This is a genomic window from Bradyrhizobium sp. USDA 4452, assembly GCF_054063575.1.
This window is the reverse complement of the sequence record NZ_JBSSGK010000001.1, coordinates 5,189,935-5,213,272: the sequence shown is the minus strand read 5'-3', so window position 1 is coordinate 5,213,272 and position 23,338 is coordinate 5,189,935. Positions and strand designations below refer to the sequence as shown.

At 59.6% G+C, this 23,338-nt stretch carries 18 protein-coding genes and 1 pseudogene; 9 read left to right on the top strand and 10 right to left on the bottom strand.

All coding sequences use genetic code 11. The features are described from left to right. Positions 1-17 precede the first annotated feature (17 nt). From ACVISU_RS24915 to ACVISU_RS24905, 3 genes are all read left to right on the top strand, one after another. Complete coding sequence (locus ACVISU_RS24915) at positions 18-1,514, top strand: hypothetical protein (RefSeq protein ID WP_456711007.1); 1,497 nt, start codon at positions 18-20, stop codon at positions 1,512-1,514. Between the two features lie 325 nt (positions 1,515-1,839). After that, positions 1,840-3,135: a DEAD/DEAH box helicase family protein gene (locus ACVISU_RS24910; RefSeq protein WP_456708654.1), complete on the top strand. Its 1,296-nt coding sequence runs from the start codon at positions 1,840-1,842 to the stop codon at positions 3,133-3,135. 1 nt (position 3,136) lies between these two features. Continuing rightward, positions 3,137-4,345 (top strand): hypothetical protein, encoded by a 1,209-nt coding sequence (locus ACVISU_RS24905; RefSeq protein WP_456708653.1) that lies wholly within the window; start codon positions 3,137-3,139, stop codon positions 4,343-4,345. A 487-nt stretch (positions 4,346-4,832) separates the two neighbouring features. Here ACVISU_RS24905 and ACVISU_RS24900 read toward each other — a convergent pair whose 3' ends face one another. Together ACVISU_RS24900 and ACVISU_RS24895 are read right to left on the bottom strand one after the other, a co-directional pair. After that, a complete protein-coding gene (locus ACVISU_RS24900) occupies positions 4,833-5,732 on the bottom strand; it encodes a 3'-5' exonuclease (protein ID WP_456710891.1) in 900 nt (299 codons plus the stop codon). A 109-nt stretch (positions 5,733-5,841) separates the two neighbouring features. Then, on the bottom strand, positions 5,842-7,935 hold the full coding sequence (locus tag ACVISU_RS24895) for an AAA family ATPase (protein WP_456708652.1): 2,094 nt from the start codon (positions 7,933-7,935) through the stop codon (positions 5,842-5,844). Positions 7,936-9,031: 1,096 nt separating this feature from the next. Here ACVISU_RS24895 and ACVISU_RS24890 point away from each other — a divergent pair. Then, complete coding sequence (locus tag ACVISU_RS24890) at positions 9,032-10,867, top strand: hypothetical protein (RefSeq protein WP_456708651.1); 1,836 nt, start codon at positions 9,032-9,034, stop codon at positions 10,865-10,867. Between the two features lie 237 nt (positions 10,868-11,104). Here the strand turns inward: ACVISU_RS24890 and ACVISU_RS24885 are convergent, their stop codons facing one another. Next, on the bottom strand, positions 11,105-11,746 hold the full coding sequence (locus ACVISU_RS24885; RefSeq protein ID WP_456708650.1) for a hypothetical protein: 642 nt from the start codon (positions 11,744-11,746) through the stop codon (positions 11,105-11,107). A gap of 37 nt (positions 11,747-11,783) precedes the next feature. Between ACVISU_RS24885 and ACVISU_RS24880 the strand changes: the two genes are divergently transcribed. After that, positions 11,784-11,963, top strand: a complete 180-nt coding sequence (locus ACVISU_RS24880) for a hypothetical protein (protein WP_456708649.1) — start codon at positions 11,784-11,786, stop codon at positions 11,961-11,963. A 283-nt stretch (positions 11,964-12,246) separates the two neighbouring features. On the opposite strand, the gene ACVISU_RS24875 is transcribed toward ACVISU_RS24880, so the two are convergent. The 5 genes from ACVISU_RS24875 to ACVISU_RS24855 form a co-directional block, all read right to left on the bottom strand. Further along, positions 12,247-13,257, bottom strand: a complete 1,011-nt coding sequence (locus tag ACVISU_RS24875; RefSeq protein WP_456708648.1) for a hypothetical protein — start codon at positions 13,255-13,257, stop codon at positions 12,247-12,249. After that, positions 13,220-13,942, bottom strand: a complete 723-nt coding sequence (locus tag ACVISU_RS24870; protein ID WP_456708647.1) for a nucleotide-binding protein — start codon at positions 13,940-13,942, stop codon at positions 13,220-13,222. Before ACVISU_RS24870 ends, ACVISU_RS24875 begins: the two co-directional genes overlap by 38 nt. Positions 13,943-14,552: 610 nt before the next feature. After that, the gene (locus tag ACVISU_RS24865) at positions 14,553-14,792 is read right to left on the bottom strand and encodes a hypothetical protein (RefSeq protein WP_456708646.1); all 240 of its coding nucleotides are present in this window, start codon (positions 14,790-14,792) and stop codon (positions 14,553-14,555) included. An 8-nt stretch (positions 14,793-14,800) separates the two neighbouring features. Further along, a complete protein-coding gene (locus tag ACVISU_RS24860) occupies positions 14,801-15,016 on the bottom strand; it encodes a hypothetical protein (protein ID WP_456708645.1) in 216 nt (71 codons plus the stop codon). A 345-nt stretch (positions 15,017-15,361) separates the two neighbouring features. Next, complete coding sequence (locus ACVISU_RS24855) at positions 15,362-15,610, bottom strand: hypothetical protein (protein WP_456708644.1); 249 nt, start codon at positions 15,608-15,610, stop codon at positions 15,362-15,364. 849 nt (positions 15,611-16,459) lie between these two features. On the opposite strand from ACVISU_RS24855, the gene ACVISU_RS24850 reads away from it, so the two are divergent. Beyond that, positions 16,460-16,999: a YfbU family protein gene (locus ACVISU_RS24850; RefSeq protein WP_456708643.1), complete on the top strand. Its 540-nt coding sequence runs from the start codon at positions 16,460-16,462 to the stop codon at positions 16,997-16,999. Positions 17,000-17,478: 479 nt separating this feature from the next. On the opposite strand, the pseudogene ACVISU_RS24845 reads toward ACVISU_RS24850, so the two are convergent. Together ACVISU_RS24845 and ACVISU_RS24840 are read right to left on the bottom strand one after the other, a co-directional pair. Continuing rightward, positions 17,479-17,658, bottom strand: a pseudogene (locus ACVISU_RS24845) (ISL3 family transposase); the annotation flags it as partial. A gap of 1,126 nt (positions 17,659-18,784) precedes the next feature. Next, on the bottom strand, positions 18,785-19,339 hold the full coding sequence (locus ACVISU_RS24840; protein ID WP_456708642.1) for a hypothetical protein: 555 nt from the start codon (positions 19,337-19,339) through the stop codon (positions 18,785-18,787). 1,868 nt (positions 19,340-21,207) lie between these two features. On the opposite strand from ACVISU_RS24840, the gene ACVISU_RS24835 reads away from it, so the two are divergent. The 3 genes from ACVISU_RS24835 (at position 21,208) to ACVISU_RS24825 (ending at position 23,163) form a co-directional block, all read left to right on the top strand. Further along, the gene (locus ACVISU_RS24835) at positions 21,208-21,540 is read left to right on the top strand and encodes a hypothetical protein (RefSeq protein WP_456708641.1); all 333 of its coding nucleotides are present in this window, start codon (positions 21,208-21,210) and stop codon (positions 21,538-21,540) included. Between the two features lie 475 nt (positions 21,541-22,015). Next, complete coding sequence (locus ACVISU_RS24830; RefSeq protein WP_456708640.1) at positions 22,016-22,417, top strand: avidin/streptavidin family protein; 402 nt, start codon at positions 22,016-22,018, stop codon at positions 22,415-22,417. 218 nt (positions 22,418-22,635) lie between these two features. Further along, entirely contained in the window at positions 22,636-23,163 is a 528-nt protein-coding gene (locus ACVISU_RS24825; protein ID WP_456708639.1) for a RidA family protein, read from the top strand. Positions 23,164-23,338: the final 175 nt, after the last annotated feature.

Below are 23,338 nucleotides of genomic sequence, written 5' to 3'. Positions count from 1 at the left end.
CGCCAATCGAGCAATTGGTGGCCAGCTCCACTATCGATATCGCGGAAGCACTGAACGCAAGTAGATTGAGGTGGCAACTATACAAAGCACTCATCGCGGCCCTGGCGGCGCTATTTTTGGTCGGCGCCTTCCTGGTCACGAAATCGGCGCCAGCAGCTTCACCAATAGCAGCGATTATCGTTGCCGCAGGGATCGCCATTATACTGGGGACGATAGCCGTTCACGGCCTGCGATCAAGCACGATATCACTCGATTACGATCTTTCTGGTGAAGCAGCGGGTCGTTTCGAGACGTTAGGACGCGCATTCAGCGCTTTGGCCTCGTGCAGCCGCATTTGGAGAATTCCGCTGGAGCGGCAGGAAGCGGATTGGAAGAGAAATGCCGGGGTCTCGAAGACCGTGGAACGGAAGATCGTGTTACCAAGCAGAGCCAACCCGTCCCTTCTAGAATCTAATATCGAGTTTTTGCAAGTGTCCCTCGGAAATCAGACGCTATACTTCACGCCTGACGCTGTCCTTGTGATCTCTAGAGCAAGAGTGGCTGCATTCCGCTACAATGATATTGAGATCGCCTCCAGGCCGGCCCGCTTCGTTGAGGACGGCGTACCGCCGACTGATGCTCAGGTGGTCGCCGAAACGTGGCGCTTCGTAAATCGAAATGGCGGACCAGATCGCAGGCTTAACAACAACCGGCAGCTCCCCGTCTGTCTATATGGCGAAATCGACTTCAAGTCGGCCAGCGGATTGAACGAGCGCATACATTGCTCGCGCGTCGATGTGTCTGAGGAATTTGCGTCGGCTTTCATCGCGATGCGCGCTGACTACCCCGCCGCTACGGCCACCCGCGATAGTCCGCTACCGCCCCCGTTGACTTTTGTCCCTCAGCAAACTCGCAGCGCTACAACCATAGACGTTGAGGAGGCTTACTCACGCGAGACCGAGGCCGCCCGTACTCTTGCGATAAACCAGGGAAAGCTGTGGGACTTCTTGCTTGTGGAAGAGTTGCTGAGGTCGAAATTGCAATCATTAAAGATCGATTGTGATAAACTATCAAGCATTGTTCCCCGCAAGCTCTTCACTGGCCGCGAATTTTTCCGTTGGGTTGGCAGCGAGTGTGCAGAACTCTCTTCAGCGATAATAAGCATGCGAGAATACATCGACGGAGGCCTTATGAGTGCACTCGGCGAACCTGGAGCACCTGGACGCGCAATAGAGATACTCCGCACTGTAGACTCGCTGTTTGACAACTGCCGGCGCTTCTTAAAATTTGAGACGGAGGTGAACGCAGCCGAAGTGCCCTCAGCCTTCTACGAGCTCAAAGATTCATTTCGCGGCCTGACCGAAAACATGGTCGGCGTGATTGACCGTCTGGCACTTCAATGGAGCCGGAACACGGAAGCGCTTAGGAACGGCAATCTAACGTTCGAACCTAAGGCTCATTTTGAGTCGCCGCCCCAACTCCGGGCGGCGCTAGACGCCTTCGAGAGGATGAGGAAGAGGCCCGAACTGTACTAGAGCTGGTGTCGGTTCGTCCAATAGCACCCCACGCGCCCGCATCAAATGGATGTTCACAACCGAAAAAGCCCCGCGCCAAAATCGGCGGTGCCTGTTCAAACTCGCCGCCAAATTGGCCCGAGCTCAAAGGGTAAAACCTCTGTGATGAGGTACTAGCTTGCATTTGCGCGTGCCCACTTTCGTTCCTACGAAAGAATCGCTGCGATTCCGATGAAAGACTTCCATGAAACTCTCCAGCAGACGGTGGACCCGTTTCGTCCTTCGGATGCGAGACTAAACTGGCCAAGTTGTCCAATGAAGGCCGGTCCGACCGGAGGTAATTCGTATGGTCGATTTCAAGAAACTGCGTGCCAGCAAAGCCAAGCCAGCCCCGATTCCGCCGCGAGAGATATTCCATTCCCTACCCAAGCCGGCCGGCATCAACGATCTCTATGCCAGTCAAGCCGAAGTTCTGGACGCCTGGCACCTTTGGCGGCGCACGGATCGGGATGTAGTCATCAAGCTGCATACCGGCGGCGGTAAGACGTTAGTCGCCCTCTTGATGGCGCAGTCAATCATGAACGAAACCGGCATGCCGGTCCTCTATCTGGCGCCGACGAATCAACTGGTCGGCCAGGTACTGGCCAAGAGTAACGAATACGGCATTGCCGCGATCCCCTACGTCAAGAAACAACCGTTGCCGACCGAGTTCGAGGAAGGCAAAGCAGTCCTGGTCGGCGCCTATGAGACGCTGTTTTCTGGCCGCAGCCGATTCGGCGTGCGAGGGTCTGGCACTCGCCCCCTGAAGGTCGGCGCAATCATTCTCGATGACGCGCATGTCGCGCTCTCGAATGTCCGCAAGTCCTTCACACTCACGATAGAGGCCAAACACCACAAAGATGTCTATCAAGAGATTGTCGGACGCTTCCGTCCGGTATTTCGCGAAGTGGGGCGTGTCGGGTCGTACGACGACGTTACCAGCGGCAAGGACTTCGGCATCGTCGAAGTGCCGAGTTGGGCATGGCAGTCGAAGCTGCACGAAATGCAGGACTATTTAGCGTCGGTCGTCGACGACATTGATGATTTCGTGTGGCCGCTCCTGCGCGACAACCTGAATGTCTGCCATTGCCTCATCAGTCGGCGGGCGGTGACCATCACCCCGCTATTTCCGACGATCGACCTGTTGCCGACTTTTTCAGACTGCCCGCGCCGCATCTACATGTCGGCGACAATCGCTGACGACAGCGAGATCGTGCGCACCTTCGTCGCGTCGATCACCGCCGTCGGGAAACCGATCTCGTCCACTTCGTTGGCCGGGGTCGGGGAACGCATGATCCTGGTTCCCGGTCTGATGAAGCTGGCCGGCGTGCCCGTCGACGGTCTTGTCAGACACATCGCCATGGAGATCGCGAAGCGGAAGGCGGGCGTCGCCATCCTGGTCCCCTCCGGCGAGGCGGCAAAGAAGTGGGAAGACATCGCCGAGTATCCGAACACGACAGGTGGCGTTACCCAGTCCATCAAGAACATGCAGGACGGGAAGTCCTTCGGACCGGTAGTGCTGGCGAACCGATACGACGGCATCGATCTCGCCGGCAATTCGTGCCGCCTGCTCGTCTTGAACGGTCTGCCCCAAGGCCTATGACATGTACCGCATGAATGTCATGGCGAATTCGTCGGTTAACTCGCTGCTGGCGCAGCGCGTGGAGCAAGGCATCGGGCGCGGGACGCGCGGCGGCGCCGACTACTGCGTCGTAATCCTGACCGGTGAGAAGCTGGTCGGGTGGATCGGCCGAAGGGCCAACCTCGACCAATTGACGGCGAGCACCCGAGCCCAGTTACGGATGGGCCAGGAAGTCAGCGAGGAGGTCTCGAAATCGACGGAAGTGCTGCCTACCGTGATGAAATGCCTGCAGCGCGACCCGGACTGGGTCGCTTATCACGCTTCGGAACTCGCGGAAGCCGCGAAGGCCGCGCCCGTCGACCAGCTCGCGTTGCGCATCGCCGGTGCGGAGCGGAAGGCTTTCCAGCAACAGCGCATGGGCCAGTTCGAGCCGGCCCTGGCGACGCTCGAGCAGCTGATCGCGGACAGAGAGGTCGCGTCCGATCCCGAGCGGGTCGCCTGGCTTTCCGCATCGGCCGCACGCATCGCTCACCAGATGGGTGATGATCCGCGCGGCCAACGGTTGCAGACCAACGCGTACTCGGTCAACAATAACCACTGCCCGCCGAAGCAACGCCCGCCGTATCGGCCACGCCCGATACCCGGGAAGCAGTCCGACGCGATCGTCAAGCGGCTCTTACAGTACGACCAGCGCGCCGCGTTGCTGGCCGACTTCGACGTAGCACTCGCCGATCTGGTGCCGCAGGCCTCGGCAAGGCGGTACGAGGCCGCGCTGGCCAGCCTAGGATCCTACCTCGGCTTCGATTCCGACCGTCCGGAACAGACTTACGGGACCGGTCCCGACGTGCTCTGGCGGACCGATGCCGATTTCGACTTCATCATCGAGGCGAAGAACGAGAAACAGGACGACAGCCCGCTCTACAAAAAGGATCACGCCCAGCTGCTCGAGGCCGAGAACTGGTTTCGCGCTACCTATCATGGGCGCTCATCCGTGCGTGTTTCCGCCCTTCCCGAACCGATGGCCGACGCGAAAGCTACGCCAGCAGGCACATTCGCCTTGCGCCTTGTCGAAGCAACGAAGCTCGCGGGCAGGGTGCGCGAGATGCTGGCGGAATTATTGGCGGCGTCCGGGGACGAGGCGACGCTGCGCGAGCGATGCGAGGAACTCCTCCGAAAGGCCCACCTAAAAGCCGACGGGATTAAATCGAGCTTTCTCAAGCCTTTCACCTGATGGGAAGCGCCCCTGACAACTAAAAGGTGCACGCAGCCACACGGCGCCATCGGTCGTCAGGATTACTTTCGTCGACATGCCAGGGCCTCGGCCTGCCATCGCTCCCGTCGCTCCAACTGTAGCCTTGCCGCTTAAGGACGTCTTTGAGGTCGAACAGCGGCTGCGCAGCCCATAGCCGCGTGGTCGTATTGCGAGCCCGTTCCAGCACTGCGGCGCAGACGTTCCGGTCGTCGGCAGCTCGAACGCGAGAATCTCAAGCTGGCGTGGCAGTCGTCGACCGCCCTGTGAGCCTGATGGAAGAAACCGGGGCTATTTAGCAGGTAGCTGAGGCGGGAGCTCTCGAAACGGTGCTTTCGCCATTCGGCGCTATTCGGGCTTCGCGGTTCGGCCAAAAAGCTTCGTGTCACGTTTCGCACCATCATAGAGGCGCTGGCGCGCCGCGGACTTGTCGTCGTCGCGGGGCCGCTCGACGGACGTGGACGCCCGGTCAGCAACGATCGGAGTACCGGTCGAACGCGTCGATGCGGCGCGCCTCGATCTCGACGTCATGTCGGCGGTAGATCTCCCGCATGAGGAAGCCGCGTTCACCCTCGACCGCCCCTTCGGGGACGTCGATGAACCAGGCGCGCGGCCCGCCGCTCTCGCCCGGATCCCAGCGGTAACCGCGCCGTTTCAGGGTTTCGCGGAGGTCGAACGGGGCTCCAATAGCCCGGACGCGCCAGCGCGGCGCGCGAGCGGATTCGAGCAGAACGTCGAGGCCGCGGCGCCCGCTACGAGGTAGCACGCGAGAGAGGATCTCCAGGCCGGCGCGACAGTCGTGCACGGCACGGTGTCCGTCGTGGAAGAAGCCGCAGGCGGCTGCAAGCTGTCCGAGTCGCGTGCCATCGACGAAGCCCTCCGCCGCCCAGTTGATTTCCGACCAGGAACAGACCCAGGCCAGGCGAGCAAAGGCATCGCACGACCGCTCGGCGAAGCGCCGGTCGAAGGCGGCGTTGTGCGCGATCACGACGACGGCCTCGCCCAAAAACGCCTCGAATTCGGCGGGATCAATCGAACTACCCCTGACCATGTCGTCGGTGATGCCCGTGATGGCGGTGACTTCGGCCGGTATGGGGCGCCCGGGATCACGGAAACGGCTGAAGGCTTCGTGGACGGAGAAAATGCGGCCGTCCGAGGCGAAGTCGAACGGCACCATGCCGATCTCGATGATCTCGTCGCGCGCCTGATCCAGACCCGTGGTCTCGATGTCGAGGAATATGCCTCGGTGCAGCCGGGCCGTCTCGTCCGGCAAGCAATAGACTGACCGCGGCTCAAGTCGCCGGAGGATCCGATATCGCCCGCTCGACTCCAGGACCGCCGCCATGCGCTCCAGTTCGCCCGCCTCCATGAATGCCGTTTCCCCGTTTTCGATCACCTTCGTCTCCACCGCTGCAGATGCCGCCGCAGCAGGATTTCTACGCCACGTAGCTGGCAGGAAGCATAGACTGTCACCTTGATCATTCGGGCGCTCCACTGTTTTTGCTGGCCGGGTCGGCGTTTCGCACCGGGTACGCCTTCAACAATTGGTCGATGGCCATTCGATCCAAGTAGCCGGTCAGTTCCAGTCGCTTTGCCACCGCTTCGACCGCTTGCCGGTTGGCCGCGATTAGTTCGCGCGCACGCGTCAAGCAGCGATCCAGGCGCTTCGTGATCAACGCCACGATCGAAGGATCCTGGAGAAGCATGTCGGTGGTTCGATCGGAGAAGTGCGCGACGCCGATCACTCCGAAGCCGAATCTCAATTCCAGATCGGCCGCCGCCTGGGTCGCGCGCGCGAAATCACTGTCTTCCCCTATTCCGGCTCCGGCTGTCGCGTGCGAGGCGCCCAGCAGCAGTTCTTCTGCGGCGCGCCCACTCAGCAGCGCCGCAACGTAGTTCTCGATGCCGCCTTGGGTCTGTGAATTGGCCCGCGAAAGCTCGACACACGTCGCACCGCCATGGTCCAGAATCGTGAGAGCCTGCGGTTCGAAGACGGCGAGAGCGACTCCGACGACCAAGTGCCCGGCTTCGTGTATGGCACAGGACCGCCTCAGGTTTTGCGGCATCCCTTCACGGCCCGAGCGGATTTCGAGAAGGAGATCATCGAGCGCAAGTTCGCGCCTGGCGCGGCGAGCGCGCGACTTTGCGCGCCGGACCCAGGCCTCGACATCTGCGCCGGTCCGGCCGGCGGCCGCGAGAGCGGCAGGCATCAAGTTGGCGGCGGGCAGGGCGTCCTGCAGGTGAAAGCGGAAGATCGCGGCCAGGCTCTCGGCGTCAGGCAGTTCGATCTCGATCGTGCGATCGAGACGTCCCGCTCTTTTGACCGCGGCATCGATGTGATCGGGATGGTTGGTCGCGCCGATCACGACGACGCCTGGTCGCTCCTCGATACCCGCCAACAGCTCCAATAGAAGATTTACAATCTGTGTCCAGTATTCCCTAAATTCACTCTTTATGGTGGCGCGATCCGATATCCCGTCCAGCTCGTCGATGAACAGGATACAGGGCGCAAGCTGACGCGCCTGCGAGAAAGATGCTTTGATCGCAGCCAATGTGCCCGAAAGGTAAGTTGCCGCGTTCCAGTCCGCGACCGAGGTGGCCACGAGGGGCACGTTGGCGCTCTTCGCGAGCGCGCGAGCAAACTGGGTTTTGCCGACACCGGGCGGGCCCGACAGAAGCAGGCCCTTTTCGATGCATTCCCAGTCCAGCCGCCCCGCACGGTATTCGTACAAGTCCGCGGCCAGATTGAGCCCCCACTCGCGGGCTGCGCCGTAGCCCGCGAGTTCCTCAAGACCCGGACCACGATGGTCAAAAAAACTCTTCGTGGAAACGATCTTTTCCAGGCGTTTAACGCAATCGTCCGCAGTACGACCGGAACGAACCGACAGCGCCAGATCCGAGATGTCCACCGCCCGTACGAGCTGCTCGTCCAGGGCAATCGCTGGAGATCTTCCAGTAACCGCTTCGATCACAAGTGCGATTGCGGAGGCGTCAAGGTGACCGAGTGACAGGTGATGTTCGGCCGCACGCAGGAGATCGCGCGGCAGGTGGCGCCGGGGATCCGGCGCAACACCAAAGACGGGAGCACGGGCGTGCAGTGCCTTCGCGATCATGTCGTTTCCGCGTTCAGCCTTGTGTTCGTTCGAGGCCCCGTCTCTGGCCACCAGCAGCACGGCGCGCGTATACTGCCGGTCGAACGTTCGCTCCTCGAGCACCTTCGAGTCGGGGCCGAAAGCACACGTCGTCAGGACCTGCCTAACGAGGGAAATGACCTCCGCGGCGGGCGCGGCAAGCGACCCAACGGGGCAGCCGCGACGCAGTTCGCGAGTGAGCCCGCTCACTGATTCGATCGCACGCGCGACGAGCACGGCCGCGGCGGCTAGATCGGCCCGGATCGATGTCCGTCCGACTGACTCGGGGGCCGTCGACAGGTCTTCGATAAGTCGCTCGATCGGATCGTCAGGGTTGCCGCTGCGCAGAAGCGGGCCGCTGTTCGTCCCGGCCTCGGCCGCCAACATGTCGAGGTAGGCTCGCGCGAGGAGGTCGCCCGGAGCCGCCGCTTGCAGGTCCATTCGTCACTCCATCGAGAGCAGCCTCTCAGGGCCGAATTGGGAGCGGGCAGCATCGGCTACACGCCATGTTCACCGCACGCCCAGCGCGACGGAAGCATTCCTTCCGTTCGGGTCGTGGCGTTAAGCGTTGGCTATCGCGCCGAGACGACAATGGCTCGTCCCAGCGCAAGGTGATGGATATTGAGGCTGACCAGATCTGCACCTGCCAGAGCACAGAGGGAGGCGACAATGTCGCGGGAAGGACGAGCCCGCTCTTCCAACTCCGCGAACGACTGCGGGCCGCCTTCTTCGAGGGCGAGACCGATTCTCTGCCGCTTTAAGCGACATCTGATCCCGGGCATACGACCACACGGCGTCGGAATTCGTAAAGAGCGGCTCGCACCGGATGTCTGATGAATCCCGCTCGAGCAAACGTCGGCCGTAGCGATCGAGCGCGTCGATGATGCGCGCCATCTGGTCCTCGCCACGCTCAGGTCGGTGTTCGTGCACCCTGAGCAGGAAGCGCCCATCGACGCGATCAAGAATAACCCCGTGCAGCGAAAGCGGTGGACACTCGATCATGGGGCCTGTCCGATAGCGGATTGCACAGGGATCAAGGACCGGCTGATCGAGCGCGTGGCGCAGAAGCGAATGGTGGCAGAGAGGAACCTCGATTTCGCATTTGCAGCTGACGGAAAACGCAGGAACGGCGGCCCTGAGGCAAAGCTGGGTAGGACGCATGATTCTCTCCTGAACAGTTACCTATGAGGGAGGGAATTGGCGATTTGAAAGCAGCGGATCGAGATTGCAGCCACGTGTCGGACTGTTGCTATGCGCGGGATTAATCAGCCGGCGACGACGATTGATGCGTTTGTCGCCAGAGTTTGTTGCCATTGCCGAGACGATGCCAGACGTAGATCGGAAAGGAGCATCGCGCGTGCAAGCGATCTAATGGCTGCATTCTGTACGTTATACCGTACCTTACGATTGCGACGAAGATATGGCAGCTGCGAAAAGACGTTGCAGTGATGGCCGCCCCCCTGAACTCGCGGCGCATCGACGCCATCGGCCCGCGGCTGTCGGGCCGCGACCAATTCATCGAGGCGGCTTGAGAAGTTTGACCACTTCAACGCGCAACGCCATTGCGATGCGCACAATCGGTGTCCAGCGTCGGGTTCGTCTCTTCCCGTTCAATGTCGCTGATCAATGCCCGGCGGGCTTTCCGTACGCTCTCCTCGCCGAGGCCTTCCACATCCACGGCGCTGCGCGCTTTCCGATCGTACCGAAGGCTCGACTCGGAAAGCTGCCGGCGAGCGCCCTTCTAAAGCTGTCGCTGAAGGCGGCCGCAGCCAAGGCCGAGACTAGCGTCTACGCGATGAAGAGCATCGGCCTAGCGCTCGGATTGATCCGCACGGAGAAGCGGTCCGGCAGCCAGATCTCTTTTCGCGTTGAGGACGTTGAGTGCATCGCCCGCGACCTCAAGGGCGCGATGAACCTAGCAGAGGCGCAGCGGCGGCTTGGCATCGGCTTCGGCACGATGACCAAGCTGTTGGCTGACGACACTCTGGTGCCTGCGCTTCGGGGCGGCGACAGGCGCCATAACTACGTATTCAGAACACAGGATGTGGACGCGTTTCTGGCGAAGCTCGCCCACGGCTCCAGAAAAGCATCCACGACGCCTCAGGACCTGATCGCTATCGCCGACCTCGGACGGGGCAAGGCGGCGACCATCACCGAATGCGTCCAGAAGATTCTCGACGGCACGCTGAAAGTTCAGGCTCGCGTCGACGGCCGTCCTGGCCTGCAAGCCCTCTTCATCGACCACGACGAGCTCCTGGCTGCGGTCGCGGGCCGCGAGCTATCGTTTGGTGCAGCTGCGATCCGGATGCGCCTCAATGCGAGAGGCCTGCGCAAGGCCATCGACGGCGGGTTGATAGCGGGCGCGAATAGGGGATCGACGACGGTGCCCGCGAAGACGGCGGACGCCTTCGCGGCGCGCTTCATGATGCTGGGAGAGATCCGGGATCGACTGGGCGGCTGGTTCCCGGAGCTGCGCAAGGGATTGCAAAGAGCAGGCTTCTCCCCGGATCGGAATCTCGAGAAATGCCTATGCGCTGGTTACCTCCGTCACGACGTCGAGCCCTTCGTGCAGCAGGTCGAAGCGGGCAAGGCGACACTGAGCAAGCCCGAGGCAAGCTGGAAGGCAATGGTCCGCGAGGCGGAGAGAATTCTGCGCAGCTCAAAGGCGCCGGTCCCGTCTGATGACCTGCTCAATAAACTTCGCCGCAAGGTAACCATCGGCCCCTCAGACCAGAACGACTTCTTCTATAGCGCCATGTGGGATGCGCGGGAGACGTTCGTCTTCATCGAGGGCGCGGGCTGGTGGCTGCGAGCGAACCTCTATCTGGGCCGCGCATTTCCGGTCGAAGGTCCGGTGCCGACACAGACCGAGATCGTCGACGAGACTATCATCGACATGCTGCGCGTCGCCGAGCGGCCGCTCTCGCAGGAGGACGTCCTCACAGCATTGAAGGCCCGCTCGATCCGGACCCCGATCGCCGACGGCGGGGTGTTCCTGCGACGCTTCTTCGTCCGGCACCAAGACAAGCTGATCAAGCTCACCGGGCTAGGCTACTGGGACCGTGGCCGTCCCTACCCGCCGGCGCTGTACGATCCGGCGACCTACAAGGGAAAGACCCAGACCGCCGTGCAGCGAGCCGGTCTCTGGATCGTCAAGCTGCTGACCGATGAGGGACGGCCCCTCACCCGGGCCGAACTCGAGCCGATGCTTCGGGAGCGCGGCATCATGCCCGGCAACTGCACGCGGGCCTACGTCGCGAATGCCGTCGCCGAATTTTCCGACGAAATCGTCCACCTTGACCGGGTCGGCTACTGGCTCGCCCGGAAGCTATGGCCCGCGGCGGGGTATCAGCCAGCGATCGGGAAGCAGTGACCTGAGGGACTCATTCAGCGGCACTCTGCAGAAACGGATGATCCACCGGTAAGGCGCGGAGTCCATCAAGTATTAGAGGCGGAATGTCTTTGCCGCGTCTGATCGAAAGTACGACGGTCACACGTTGCGGGACGTTATGGACCGCACCGAGACACCCGGCTGTGCGGTCGAGCGGACCTATGTCGACAAGGGCTGCTGCTACCGCTTTCGGCGAAATCCTGGAATGAGTAGCGTTGCTCAACTGCGCTTTGTTATTTTTGGTTTAGGTCTGCTTCGGCCGCGTTGCGGAGGTGCACTTGCTCCGTTGGAATCTGACCGTGCTTCCAATGCGCTCACCGTCATTCCGATCTTCTTCAAGTAAGCCGTCGTAGAGCGTAGAATTGCAGTCTTAAGGATCATATAAAACGGAAATTTTAAATCGATAATCGGTTGCTTTTTTCCGTCAATCCACTCCACAAAGTCACCTGTATCCTTATTTTTTCTGCTTATCCTCTCAAAGAGCTCTCGATAACGTCGCGGAGAAACACCATCGAAATGCTCAAAACCTACCCCCGGGAATTTTGAGTACTTACCTCGGTCGGCCCCCTCTATGACAACCGAATCCGAGTGCAAGTGACCAGCCAAGCTCTTAGGGTATGTCTGCAGCCTCCGCGCTTCTGTCGTCGTCACAAGTTTTTTCTTAGGCTTGAGATTTTTTGCGAGACGGTCGAATACGTCCGTGACCTTTATCTCGACTACATTGTACCCTTCTGAAGCGAAGTACTCTGAAAAGCTGTTGATTGACGCCCGTATGTCTGTGCCGATGGGCGCGACGAAGCCTATAAAGAGTTCGGGTTTTTTTATCCGCGCGTTGGTATCGGGCAAGGATTCACGTTCCATTTAGAGTTTGGTAAGAGTATTTGTCAGGGGTGATTCTATGAAAAAGAACCGCAATCAGTCTCACGAAGCTGAAGCCGACAACGCGACGAAGAAGTTATTGAACGCGCACAACGAGATCATCACAACTTGGTTTGATCGCTGGGCGGCCGAAGAGCGCTTAAGGATTGATCAGGCCTTTATGCGACCTGCAACAGGGAACGCCCGACAGGTTGCCTGATTCAGCATCACGCGCACAACGCGAAGTCATCGCTAGGTTGTGAATATGGTTAAAGTTCCTAGGGATTGCCTCGAGCTTGCGCCTCGCTGAGGTATCCTGGTCCTTTCAAGCTGGGCTAACGTCCTGATAAGTGGCCGCCGGAAGAATGCTCCGGCGCCGTTGCACAATTGACCAGGTCGTACACGGTCGGCGTCTGCACCGGCAGATCAGCCGGCTTCGCTCCGGTCCTCGCCGGCGCCCGCCCTCAGTCAAATCGGCCGCCAAATGAACGCGCTGCTCAGCTTTACATTTCTGGATCTGAAATGCGGGTCAGCATCTTAACGTGCGGGCCCGCCCGTTCGAAGATCGGCTCCCAAAAGGCGTAGGCTTTCTCGGCGAAACTCGCGCTCACGGTGAACTTCGTGACCGCCCCCCGATATGCGGCCTGTCGCCCGCAGCCCTGCCCCTCGACAAGGTGCCAGATGAATTGAGCGACCTGGCGCGTGTACGTGCTCGGACGACCTCGGTGGTTGGGTACGATCTCAAGCCGTAGGGTCCCGGTGTCGCGCGTCTCCGGTTCGATGATGTTGGCGAGCCAGATGAAGATTGATGGATCAATGCTCGCGGCATAGCCGTCGCACTTGAGCTGCTGATTGATCATAAAGAACGCGCTGGCGGCTTCTCTGAAGCATTCGCTCAGGATGAAGTTCGCCTCATTCTGTAGCTTGCCGCTCCGAAGATCGTCCAGCAACCTGACCGCCTCGTCAGTGAGCCGCCGCATGTATCGCGATTGCGGCTGCCCTGCGCTGTCGGCTGGTGGTTCCTTCTGCACAATCAATTCGACCGCATCCGCGCGGCACTCCGTTGCGGCTTTTTTAAGAATGGTCAAGAAAGCGTTTTCAAAAATGGGACCGACTTTTGACGCCGCTTCACCTTCCACCCGGGTCTCGGCGAGGTCCTTTGCACGGTCCAGCGCAACATCCAGTCCGGCTTTGATGTTTTCAGAAGCTCTGTCTTGATCGTCATTGGAAATCTCCACCATCATCTCGATGGTAGTGTCGGAATCCAGGAGTTCGTCCTCGCGCGGCGCCGCAAAGGGACTCGGAGCCGTCGCTTGCCTTGCAAAGATTGTTTGATCAGACGTATTCGCGCCGGTGTGCTCCCATCGCGGATTGGAAGCAGCAGCCCCGCCGGACAACACAAATATGCCATCGTCAACGGCTCGGCTCGCGGCCGCGGTAAGCTCCACGAGCGAGCGTCGCGCGCAGCGCGTCTGCCTAGTACGCCGCTTTTTCGTTTCTTGCGTGCGGCTCATGAGCTGATGCCCCCTCGACAAGCCTCTTTAAGATCCAGCACCACAGCTCACGAACTTCCTCCGAGGCTCTTCCCTCTTGGGAAAACTCGGTCACGCCTAATCCTGTCCCAAGAGCATCCTGATGGTCATTGCGCTGTCCGATACAGGGAAGCGCAAGCACCCCCAGCGAATTGAGCGACGTTGCGGCTTCACTCACGCGGCAGCCCCGCGGTGGCGTCTGATTGAGCACGAAAGCAAATCGGCGGTTGAGCCTACGAATGGCAATCAGCGTAGGTATCGCAGCTTCGATGTCTGCCAGACTCGGACGCACCGGGATTAGGCAAAGATCGGCACTCGCGATAGCGCGCATAGCCAGGGCATTGTTCGTGGCCGCGGTATCGATGACCGTTAGCCAGATCCCCTCAGCTTCAAGGCTGACGAGCGCCCCTTCTATTCCGGCGGGATCGGCGACCCGAGCGATCCGCGGATACGGATGGTCCCGCCGCTCTCTCCATTTTGAGATCGTCCCTTGTGGATCCGCGTCGACAATCGCGACGCGCTCCCCGTTCGCCATCGCCGCGACTGCAATTCCGACCGCCAGCGTACTCTTGCCGCTTCCTCCTTTTTGGGTAACCAGAGCAAGGACATACATCGCCTGCGCGTCCCGGACAACAACGACATGAAACACACGAGGTGCGCGTACCATTTCCTATCGTGAATCGCATCAATGGCGAGTGCGGAACTCACAACCAAATCAAGGCGCACCCACTAATTATCGTATCGCGCTATACGTCGCCAAGCGTCGGCCGCTCCAAACATTGGGGCACGCGGACACCCTACGCCAAGCCCGACGGTTTAAGGATGCCAGCCAGTCCGCTGCAAGGCAGGACTCCGGCTTGATCCAACCTTTACTGTTCGCCGCTTTCGCGACGACGCATCGAGTCATAACCTGACCTTTCTCGCTGCATGCCGTTTGTGAGGGAATGTGTTTGGCGGGCATACCGGAATCGTGAGTCCGCTGTTGCCATTTTTGGCGAATTCAGCGGGAGATCGTGACAGATAATGCCTCCTTCGTAAGAGCCGCACGGATGCCCGGGCGAGAAGCTCTGCGTTTGAGCCAAGTCCCCGTAATTCACGCTCCCAAACGGCTCGCACTCCTGTGCGGAACGGCCGAGCTGCGAAACCACGGTCGCCATCGCAATCGATGTATGACAGTGCGACGCACGCCTCGTTCTGCAGAATTTTCTTGGCCGTGCGCGGCACCAGGCATCCACAGCAACGAAGCCAATAGGGTGGCTATTGAAGTGCCGGATCGACTAAGATGGGTCCCCGTCGAGATCATATTGTCTGGCAAGATCTTTCGCGAATACGAAAGCGGCCGCCGGTACCATCTCGCGGCCCTCGCAGACAAAATCCGGATACCAGGTTAAGAAGGTGGGTGCAGTCGCAAAGGATCGGGTGATCGCCACGGTCTTGATGTGGCTCCAGTTCGGATGTTTGGCAACCTCCTCCATAAAGATTGCGCGCAGTTCGTCAGCCGTTTTCTTTTTCCTCATGGCTTTCCTCACTGCGTTCGGTCGCGTGCGTTCGCGCGGCTGATCTCGCTCTCAGCAAGCGCTTCAGAAGCGGCCTCTATCAAAGAGCGATAAGCATCGCCGAAGTTTTGCAGCGCAATGTCTAGCCCATCATATGAGCCTTCGTCGCTGTCGAGTACTTGCCTCGCCCGTTCGGCGAGGTCGATCGCTGCGCCGATAAAGTTCTTCAACCGAGTGTCGGCCATGATACTGCTCTCCTACTTGCAGTGGGTGTTCGGTCCGCAATTCCGCCGTTTGGCGTGTGGGTGCTTTTGGCGTAACGGAGACTTGGCAGGGCGGGCCCAACCTAAAAATGCACGGACGGCGGAGGTAAGGCCGCCCGTGCCAGTTGCGGTACGAAGAGCTTGGCCGTCGAGAGGACAATCACAAGCGACCAAGCCATATCTGGCTCAGCAACCCACGTGCCAGACGATGAAAGAATGTGAGGGAGTAAACCGGTACGCTTTCACACCGCGCCACCTAAGTGCTCGTGTGGCTTCCGGACACGCGCGTCATAAACCAGACACGGCTGAACGAGATGAGACATGCGACTAATGATGCCGAGGACGCAAGGTGATTGGATCAATCTCGCTATCGTGTAAAATGATCAGCTCACCTGGCCTCAAGCCGAGACTTTGCAACATTTCAGGTTCAAGCGGGAAGTTGAGCATTGCGGCATTGGCGCCGCTGTCTTCTATAGTCAGCTGCACGGCTTCGATCTGGTCAGCGACTGCAACCGCGTAGGTTACTTGCCGGTACTCTTCATCGTCGTCGCCGTCTTTCTTGATGGCGACGGTCACTATCCAACCACGCATCCTGCTGCGCCTCGGGAAGCATCCCCATGAGCTATTGAGCCTCTGCAATTCCGCAGCCAGTGGACACGCAGGCTGTGAATCGGGCCGGGTGGCGGAGTGTGGCATTCTGGGAACCCTCTCCCTCCACACCGCACGTTCGGCTAGGCTCACAACCCCAAGAAGAGCAGTCAATCGACGAGCTAGAAGAGGATCAGCGTATACCGCGGCCATCGATGCTGAGGCGCCTGCGATGCATGAGGAGTGGCAGGCTCGGCTCCAGCGGCTGCTCGGGCGCAGCGCTCGCGCGCATGAGCCATCCGCACGGGCCGCCGCCGATATCTCGAAGTCAGCACCCGCTCTGGTCTCGATGACTACGAAAAGTACAAGCAGGTAGGTTGTCGCTCCTGGATGCCGTCGTTTAAAGTGGCTCCGTGTTTCTGATATTCAAACGGAGGACTGTGTGAGCGAAGATCTTTACGGCGGAGCGCTTGAAGAGATTCCACCAGATCCCGCGATGCGAAGAACTAGGTAGAATTGTTCGCGCTATTGAAGGAACAGCAAGAGATCGCCGTGCGCGGCACCCGCCAATCAGCCGCTGATTTTTGGGTACGGGACCAAAAAGTTCAATCGTACTCACTGCGCGTGAGCGCTCGTTCCTTCTGGAGCCTCACCTGCTGCCCGCCGGGCCGCAGGATCCGACATACCGCGCGCAAACCGCTTAAACCACCTGATCAAGATTCTCATCCATCGATGGGGCCTCAAAACGACGAACGGATTTAACGGCTGAGAACCGTCGGCCTAAAGTCGCAACCTGAGCCAGGCATTTAAGTCGGCTGGTGCGGAGACCCTGTTGCCATGAAGATGACCGATGGAGAGAAGCTGATCGTCCTTATGCTCGCGGATATCTCGAAGCGCCTGCAAGGCGAACCTGAGGTCGATCCCGACTTCGTCGCGCAGACGATCTACGCCGACCAATTGTGGGGCTTCGATTGGCACTTCAGCGGCATACCCTTTGAGCGATCGGAGGAGCCCAATCCGGTCGTCAAGGAAACGGTCGACATCCTGGAAATGTTCAGCTCGACTATGTACCGGTTTCAGCAGCTTGAAAACTCGGCGCAGAAGCGGGTGCGTGACGATATTGGATACGCCGCTCATGGGCTCGACATCTTCCCGGGCTTTGATCGCAACCATGATCCTCATTATGGAGTTGCGAACTACCTCGTCCAGGATCTGCATCGCTTCAAGGATGTTCCGGGCGCCACGAACAACTCGCATACGCAGACATCCCTCCCGCAATATGGCAAGATGCTGCTGGTCTATCTGCCGATGCGCACAAAGCTCGGCACGGGACGATTTTCGAAAGAGGATATCATTGCCATCTTCAAAGGTGGCTAAAGCGCGCGTCCAGGGCTGTGCTGGAGGTCGTCGGAGCCGAATCGGCTCCTGTCGGCTTGGCGCGATTCCCGGAGAATCTAAGCCCGCTTGCGAAATGATCTTGCCGTAGAGCAATGAGTATTGCTCCACCACCAAACGGCAGACTTGGAGCGTCATTGGACGCATGTTGCCGTCCAAGAGGATGCGCACCCTTGTCTCGGTCGGACCAAGACCAACGATTACGTAGCGCCGCCTTTTCAACTTTGAACCGGTGCGCCACGAGCACGCCTCTTCGAACCAGTCGGGGATTACCTGCAAGAGCGTCGTCGACCGCTTCACGGCCTACATCTCTGTGAAATTGCTCCCCATCGGGATCTACGATTGCTTTTGCTTCTTCGGGCGACCTGGTCCGCCGAAGCTCCTTGAGCGCCTTGTCGACATGAGCATCCGCGATCACGCCACATCTACATGCGATCGCTGCCAAGCGTCCGGCACTGGCCGTTCTCCATCAGATGCCAACGATCAACGACCTGTACCGCGTGCGGCGGCGCCGTTGCCGTGGCTTCGCCATCTCCGCCACCACGATCGCGGGCGACAATCGCGATCGGGGAACAAGCAGATAGCCACGCTTGGGCAGTCTCTGGTTTACGATCCGGCATGATGCGGCCGAGCCGGCGCCGGCTAGTGATGGTCCTACAAATTTCAGAGCCATCGGACATGCATGCCCTCGACCCACCAGTTCCGATAGCTAGAGCTGCGCCCCATAGAGGCTCATGATAATGGCTACCTAACATAGATGGGTGGCCACTGCTTTTGGATGGCATTTGCCGCACTGTGTGCAACGACACGGTGCCCACACTTTCTCCTGACGAGGTTTCCGAGTGGCTGCGAGTCCGACCTTTCCGTCGTTCGAACAGCACGAGAATAGGCGTCGACAATGGGCATCCAAGAATGCCTGCCGCCATTGGCGAATTGCCCCGCCTCGTAATAGGAGGCTGGCTGCGGCGCCATGGCGGCAACCATTTCGAAGACGCCGGTGACCGGCATCACCGAACTGAACTGCCGCCCCATATATCCGCGGGAGTTCATCTTGATGCCGATTTCCAGGTAAAATTCGACGATTTCGGCGAAGCGGCGTACATCAACGACTCCTTATTGCGGCGATCGGCGCCTATGAATCGGCCGCCGCCTCGAAGACAGAAGTTATCTTCGAAGGGCCAGCACTCACAATCGCCTGAGGAGGCGCGCTGCGATGGACGGACTCAAATTCACACCGACCGTCCAAGCCGCTCTTCGGTCTGCCGACCCGACCAGCTCGCCGCACTCGGGGAACCACCCGCGAACGCGGAAGCCATGACGAGTTCGCGATGAGAACCACAGAACTGATACGCAAACATCCGCTTACGTTCTTTAGACTGTTAAGATCATTTTCGACGCCGCGCATGAGGAGTATCGCGCATGAGCATCACTTCCGTCATCGCTCAGAACCGTAGCGCTCGTATCGCGAGTGTGGCCCTATCTGCAGTAAATGTGGCTAGTGGATGGCGGTCGTGCGTGAGGACAGACAACCCGCAAGGCGCGTCGTACGGGGCGGGATCGGAGACGAAGCGGTCAACCACGAACGGAACGCCAGCGCAATGGCCGGTCCCGTCAATCTTCCATCGCTTGATGTGCTCGGCCGAAGTACGCCGTACAAGCTCCACCGCAAGAGGCGGCAACCCGCTCGGTGGTCCCCACGATGTGCAAACCAGACGTCGGTAGAGCGCGAGATCACTGCGTATCACAAAGCGGCCGCGCGAAAACGACTCATGCACTGGGCGTGCCGGTTTTAGTGGCGATCATCGGAGCAGCGGCCGCGGGCGCCAACGGAGGACATTTACCAGTTGAAATTCCTCTCAATCCGCATCTCGCCGTCGCTCCAATGAGAGCCCGGCGTGTTAAATAAGTCGCAGCCAAGCCATTCCAAGATTTCGCAACACGAAACCAGTTCTCCTTTCGAGCTGGCAATAGTTGTAGCTTCCTTTGCGCCTTGCGCGCAGCCGCAAACTTTCCGTCGCGTTCAGCCTGTTTCAGAGTCTTGATCAGCAGCTCCTCGGTTTGTTTCCATCCGTCGTTTGCAATTCGCCCCTCGGCAAAGTACTCGAAGACGACTCGGAAGGTCAGAGCACGACCTGCGGCGGCCCGCGAATCCAACTTTGGCTCGGTCAGCCATCGTTGAAGAGTTTCGAGCTGGTCCGGCGTACCAAGCGTGAGAACGGCACGTTCCCCGAAGAGCAGGAATGTCGCGAATGCAGCGACGTCCAATTGCGTATCCAAGTCCTGGCCATCCAGCCAACGGGCGATTGCTTCTAATGGAGACATAGTTTGGCTCTCCTGCCTTTCAGTCCCGGTTCGAGCGTCGCGACCGGCATAAGGTGGTTTGTGAGAGCGATTCGGCCCAGAGAGCGCCACGCTAGTCAACTACAAGAACTTGCGGGTTCAAATCCCTATAATTGCCGGACACAATCAAACTACAAATAACCGCAAAAGACCTGATGTTGGCGCTATGACCACCTTGGTCATCGATCGTCAGTGAAAACGCTGTACCGACTTGGCTACATCGCATGCGTCGGTCGGTTTTGGGACCTAAAGTCTATCGGCCGATGAGCACGAAACGGATATGGTTACGACACACTTGGTATGTTTCCTTTAATCAATCGAAGCGGCCAAATCGATATTCCATCCGAGAAACCAGACCTTTCCGAGCGAGGCTGACGCAAAAACATTTGCGGGCGAACTGCTCAATAGTCCTCCTGCACGTGTGACTACGATGCTGGCTGGAACGATAAACCCATACTATCCAAGACGCGTAATTGGATCGAGCGACATAGTACTTTGGATTCATGGTCGCAACTGATCCCCATGTTGCTGAGCGGGACACGCCGCTGTGAACGGTCGGCGAATGTGCTCATAGGACGCGCCCATCACAATGTCGTCGTTGTCGGCGCATACCGGCAGGTGAGATACTGGCCTTTGATGTCGCGGACGTAGTCCGCGATCGTCCCATCAGTCGCAACGATTTTTGCTTCCACGGGCAGCAGATCCGAGGGTTGCGGAGAAGCACGAACGCCAGATCGTATTCCGGAGCCTGGGCCGGCGCGAGGAGTCTGCTCTCGAACTCGCGGTAGGCACGGCTGCAGCGGAACGGCTCGAAGCCAGTGAGTGAATCCGCGACGCCGAGGCGGAGCAAATTGCGCGACCTGACGCTCGTCGTCCCGCCACGCGCGGCCAGGACCTCGGCGCGCAGGCTGCCGTCCCCCCTCCACAGCGCGTTGGTTATCATCTCGACGACGCTTTCCGCCAGCAATTGCGCTGCCTCGACGAATTCGGGATTCGCGGGCCGACGGAGTTCGCCGATCGTTGGCCTTCTGCTTATTTCGATGTGCCGCCCGGTTGCCGCGGTCGGGACTCAGGCGCGCGAATACGGCGCTCGCAGGTAGGCGGTCGGCGTCCCGTAGCGCGGTCGAGCGTGACCAGAAGCACCTCTGATCGGAGCGCAACAGATGCACCGTAGCGGATTTTCCGCCGTCGGCGTCCTGCTGCACGGCGAGGAGCGTCGCGACGCACTGTAACTGAATGCAGGACCGCTTCAGCATCGCTGCCGTCTGCACCAGGCGATTGCGGAGAGAGCCGCACGCAATCGAGCTCCGCTGGATGTTGCCGCCGCACCGACGCCGAAGCGACCGGTCAGCATAATGACCGGTAGCCTTTCGCTTCCCTCGTCCTCGAAGATCACGACCGACGCTGGTCCCCACTGGTCGTACCGTAATCCCCTCAGGAAGGCTCGTGCGTAGGCGTCGAGGGTATCGGGAATCTCCGGCATCTTCCTCGCCAAAGCCGGAGCCGGCCGAAAGCCCAGCCTGGAAGAGGTCCGGCTCCGCCCGCCGCGAGCTCGGCATACAGCGCGCTGCGCTCCCTGGCGGTATTCTCCGGATTCTCGAGACGAGGCGGATGCGGCGGCGCTTAATGGCCTCGCGCGCGCCGAAGCCGCGACCGACGTGCGAATGGTCGTGCAGCGCCGGCGGCCTGCCGTAGTTCATCCACACGATTTCGGTCGCTGCGCCAACGTACGTCGTCGCGTCGATCTCGCCCCCTCTCCATCCGGGCAAAGCCGCGTCGTAGAGCTGGGACGGGTAGCCTGAGAGCATGACTGCGCAGGGCAGAGGCCTAAAGGACGGCGAGAGCTCGACATGGTCGTGCTCGCGATAGTCGAACCGGTAGGCCTTCGCCCGCCGCCTAGTGTCGGGGAGATAGGGCGGATCGCAGCCCACCAGCTCGTCGCCGACGACGTCGTATGTCTTCAGGAATTCGAGCGCGTCGCCATGCACGATCTCCGCTCGGATGTCGAAATCGATCCGCCGCTCCGCTACCACGGAGGGGGCGATCTCCACGCCGATGCTGCGCTGCGCGGGCTGTTTGGCGCGCCGGATCGCGCCGCCGCTCAAGCGCGTCTCGATGTAGACCCGGTGCGGAGGCATCATGGAAATCAGACGATGATAGATGCGGCCATGCCGCCGGGATAGCGCATTCGCGAAGCATCGCTGTTTTCGAAGATGGCGTCGAGTGGCACCTTGGAACTCAAGCCTATCCCGATGTGAGTGAGGCACTTGAGTTCTCGCAAGGCGAGACTCATTCGTGAATGCGATCCAATGAATCGAGAAAGCGGTCGTGGTCGCGTTTGCGCGTGATCCACCCGCAGTAGTAGCGCCTTAAGCAACTCGGCAACCAAGGTGCCAATGGTCGTTTGAAACATCGAGAACTTGCCATGTCGACTACCAGATCTCGTCGGTGATTTCTGTTGAAATTTAACGCTTGGTGGCCACCGATCGTAAGGTGGCCAAGTTCGTGCGAACGAGGATGACTGTAAGCCTCACGCTATCCGTTCTGTCTGAGTTGGGTGGAACGCTGGGGGAGATACTCCACACGGGCAGCTCACCCGTCCTTAATGAGCCGGATCATGACCGAGCTGGCTTTATTGAAGCGGCCTAGGAGATCACTATGATGACACGCTTGTTTGCGTTGCTGCTCTTTGCCATCGTATCGCTACCAGCGCACGCGCAGCTGCCAGTCCCTTCTACGTGGGTGAATCAAAGGGGCTCGATTCTTTCGATACAGACGCTAGACGCATCAACAGGCGATTTCACGGGAACGTATGTGAATAACGCGGCGGGATTTTCGTGCCAGGGATATCCGTACCCCGCAGCCGGAAACGTCACGGCGAACAGAATAGACTTCTACGTCAATTGGACCTCATCCACAGCTCCGACCTGCAGAACAATGACGATCTGGCATGGCCGGGTGGCGGGTGACACGATTCCAACTCGATGGACGATGTACTACGTGGGGCCCGACTGGCACTTTCATAAAATGACTGGCTGGGATTTCTTTACGAGGAGGTAGACCAAACCTGGTGGAAGTCGCGTTGTTGATCGCTCTTAACAGCGTTGCTGGGTACGTGATCGTATGAGCGTCTGCTTCAGCAATCATGCAGGTGATTTGATTGCGAGGAGCGCGCGAACGATGGGTTGGGCACGCTTGAGACAGACGCGAACTGCGGTATCACTGCTCGTAGGGTCACTTTAGAGATGTACGTTCATGGGTAAGTGCGGGAGCGCTCGATGAAGGAAGTTGCGGGGTTTGTCGCTTTCTTTTTGGTGATCTTAGCTTCCGCGTTTGGGGATGCGCAGGCAGAGAATTCGCCGAGCGCGGAGGCGCGCTTGAGAGAGAAGAACATCACACTGTCGGCTGAGGCCGCGCCGGTCGGCAGCTACGTCAACGCGGTTCAAGTAGGCAATCTCCTGTTCATGGCGGGCAGTGTCTCAAGCGAGCCGAAGGGTAAACTTGGCCGGGATCTGACCGTCGAACAAGGCTATGAGGCTGCACGGCAGGCCGGCCTGATCATGTTGGCAAAGGTGCGAGCGGCGCTCGGTAGCCTCGATCGGGTGAAACGCGTAGTCAAGGTGGTCGGCATGGTGAACTCGGCCGATGACTTCGGTGACCAAGCCAAGGTGGTCAATGGATATTCCGACCTAATGGTCGAGGTGTTCGGTGAATCGATTGGTAAACATGCTCGCTCCTCACTGGGCGTAGCGGCGCTTCCGCGCCATGCTCCGGTCGAAGTCGAAATGATCCTTGAGGTACAGTAGCCTTGTTGTTGATCGCAATCTTTCCACTTGGAAAGGCTTTGACGCGAAGGTTGAAGATAGTCGCCGTGCCGACGTGCTCTGCTGGTTCTTTGGTCGGAACGAAACGTTGACGCACGCGTCACGGCACGGACGACACTGCGTTTAGCGTTGCCACGAAATAGCGCGGCAAATCACG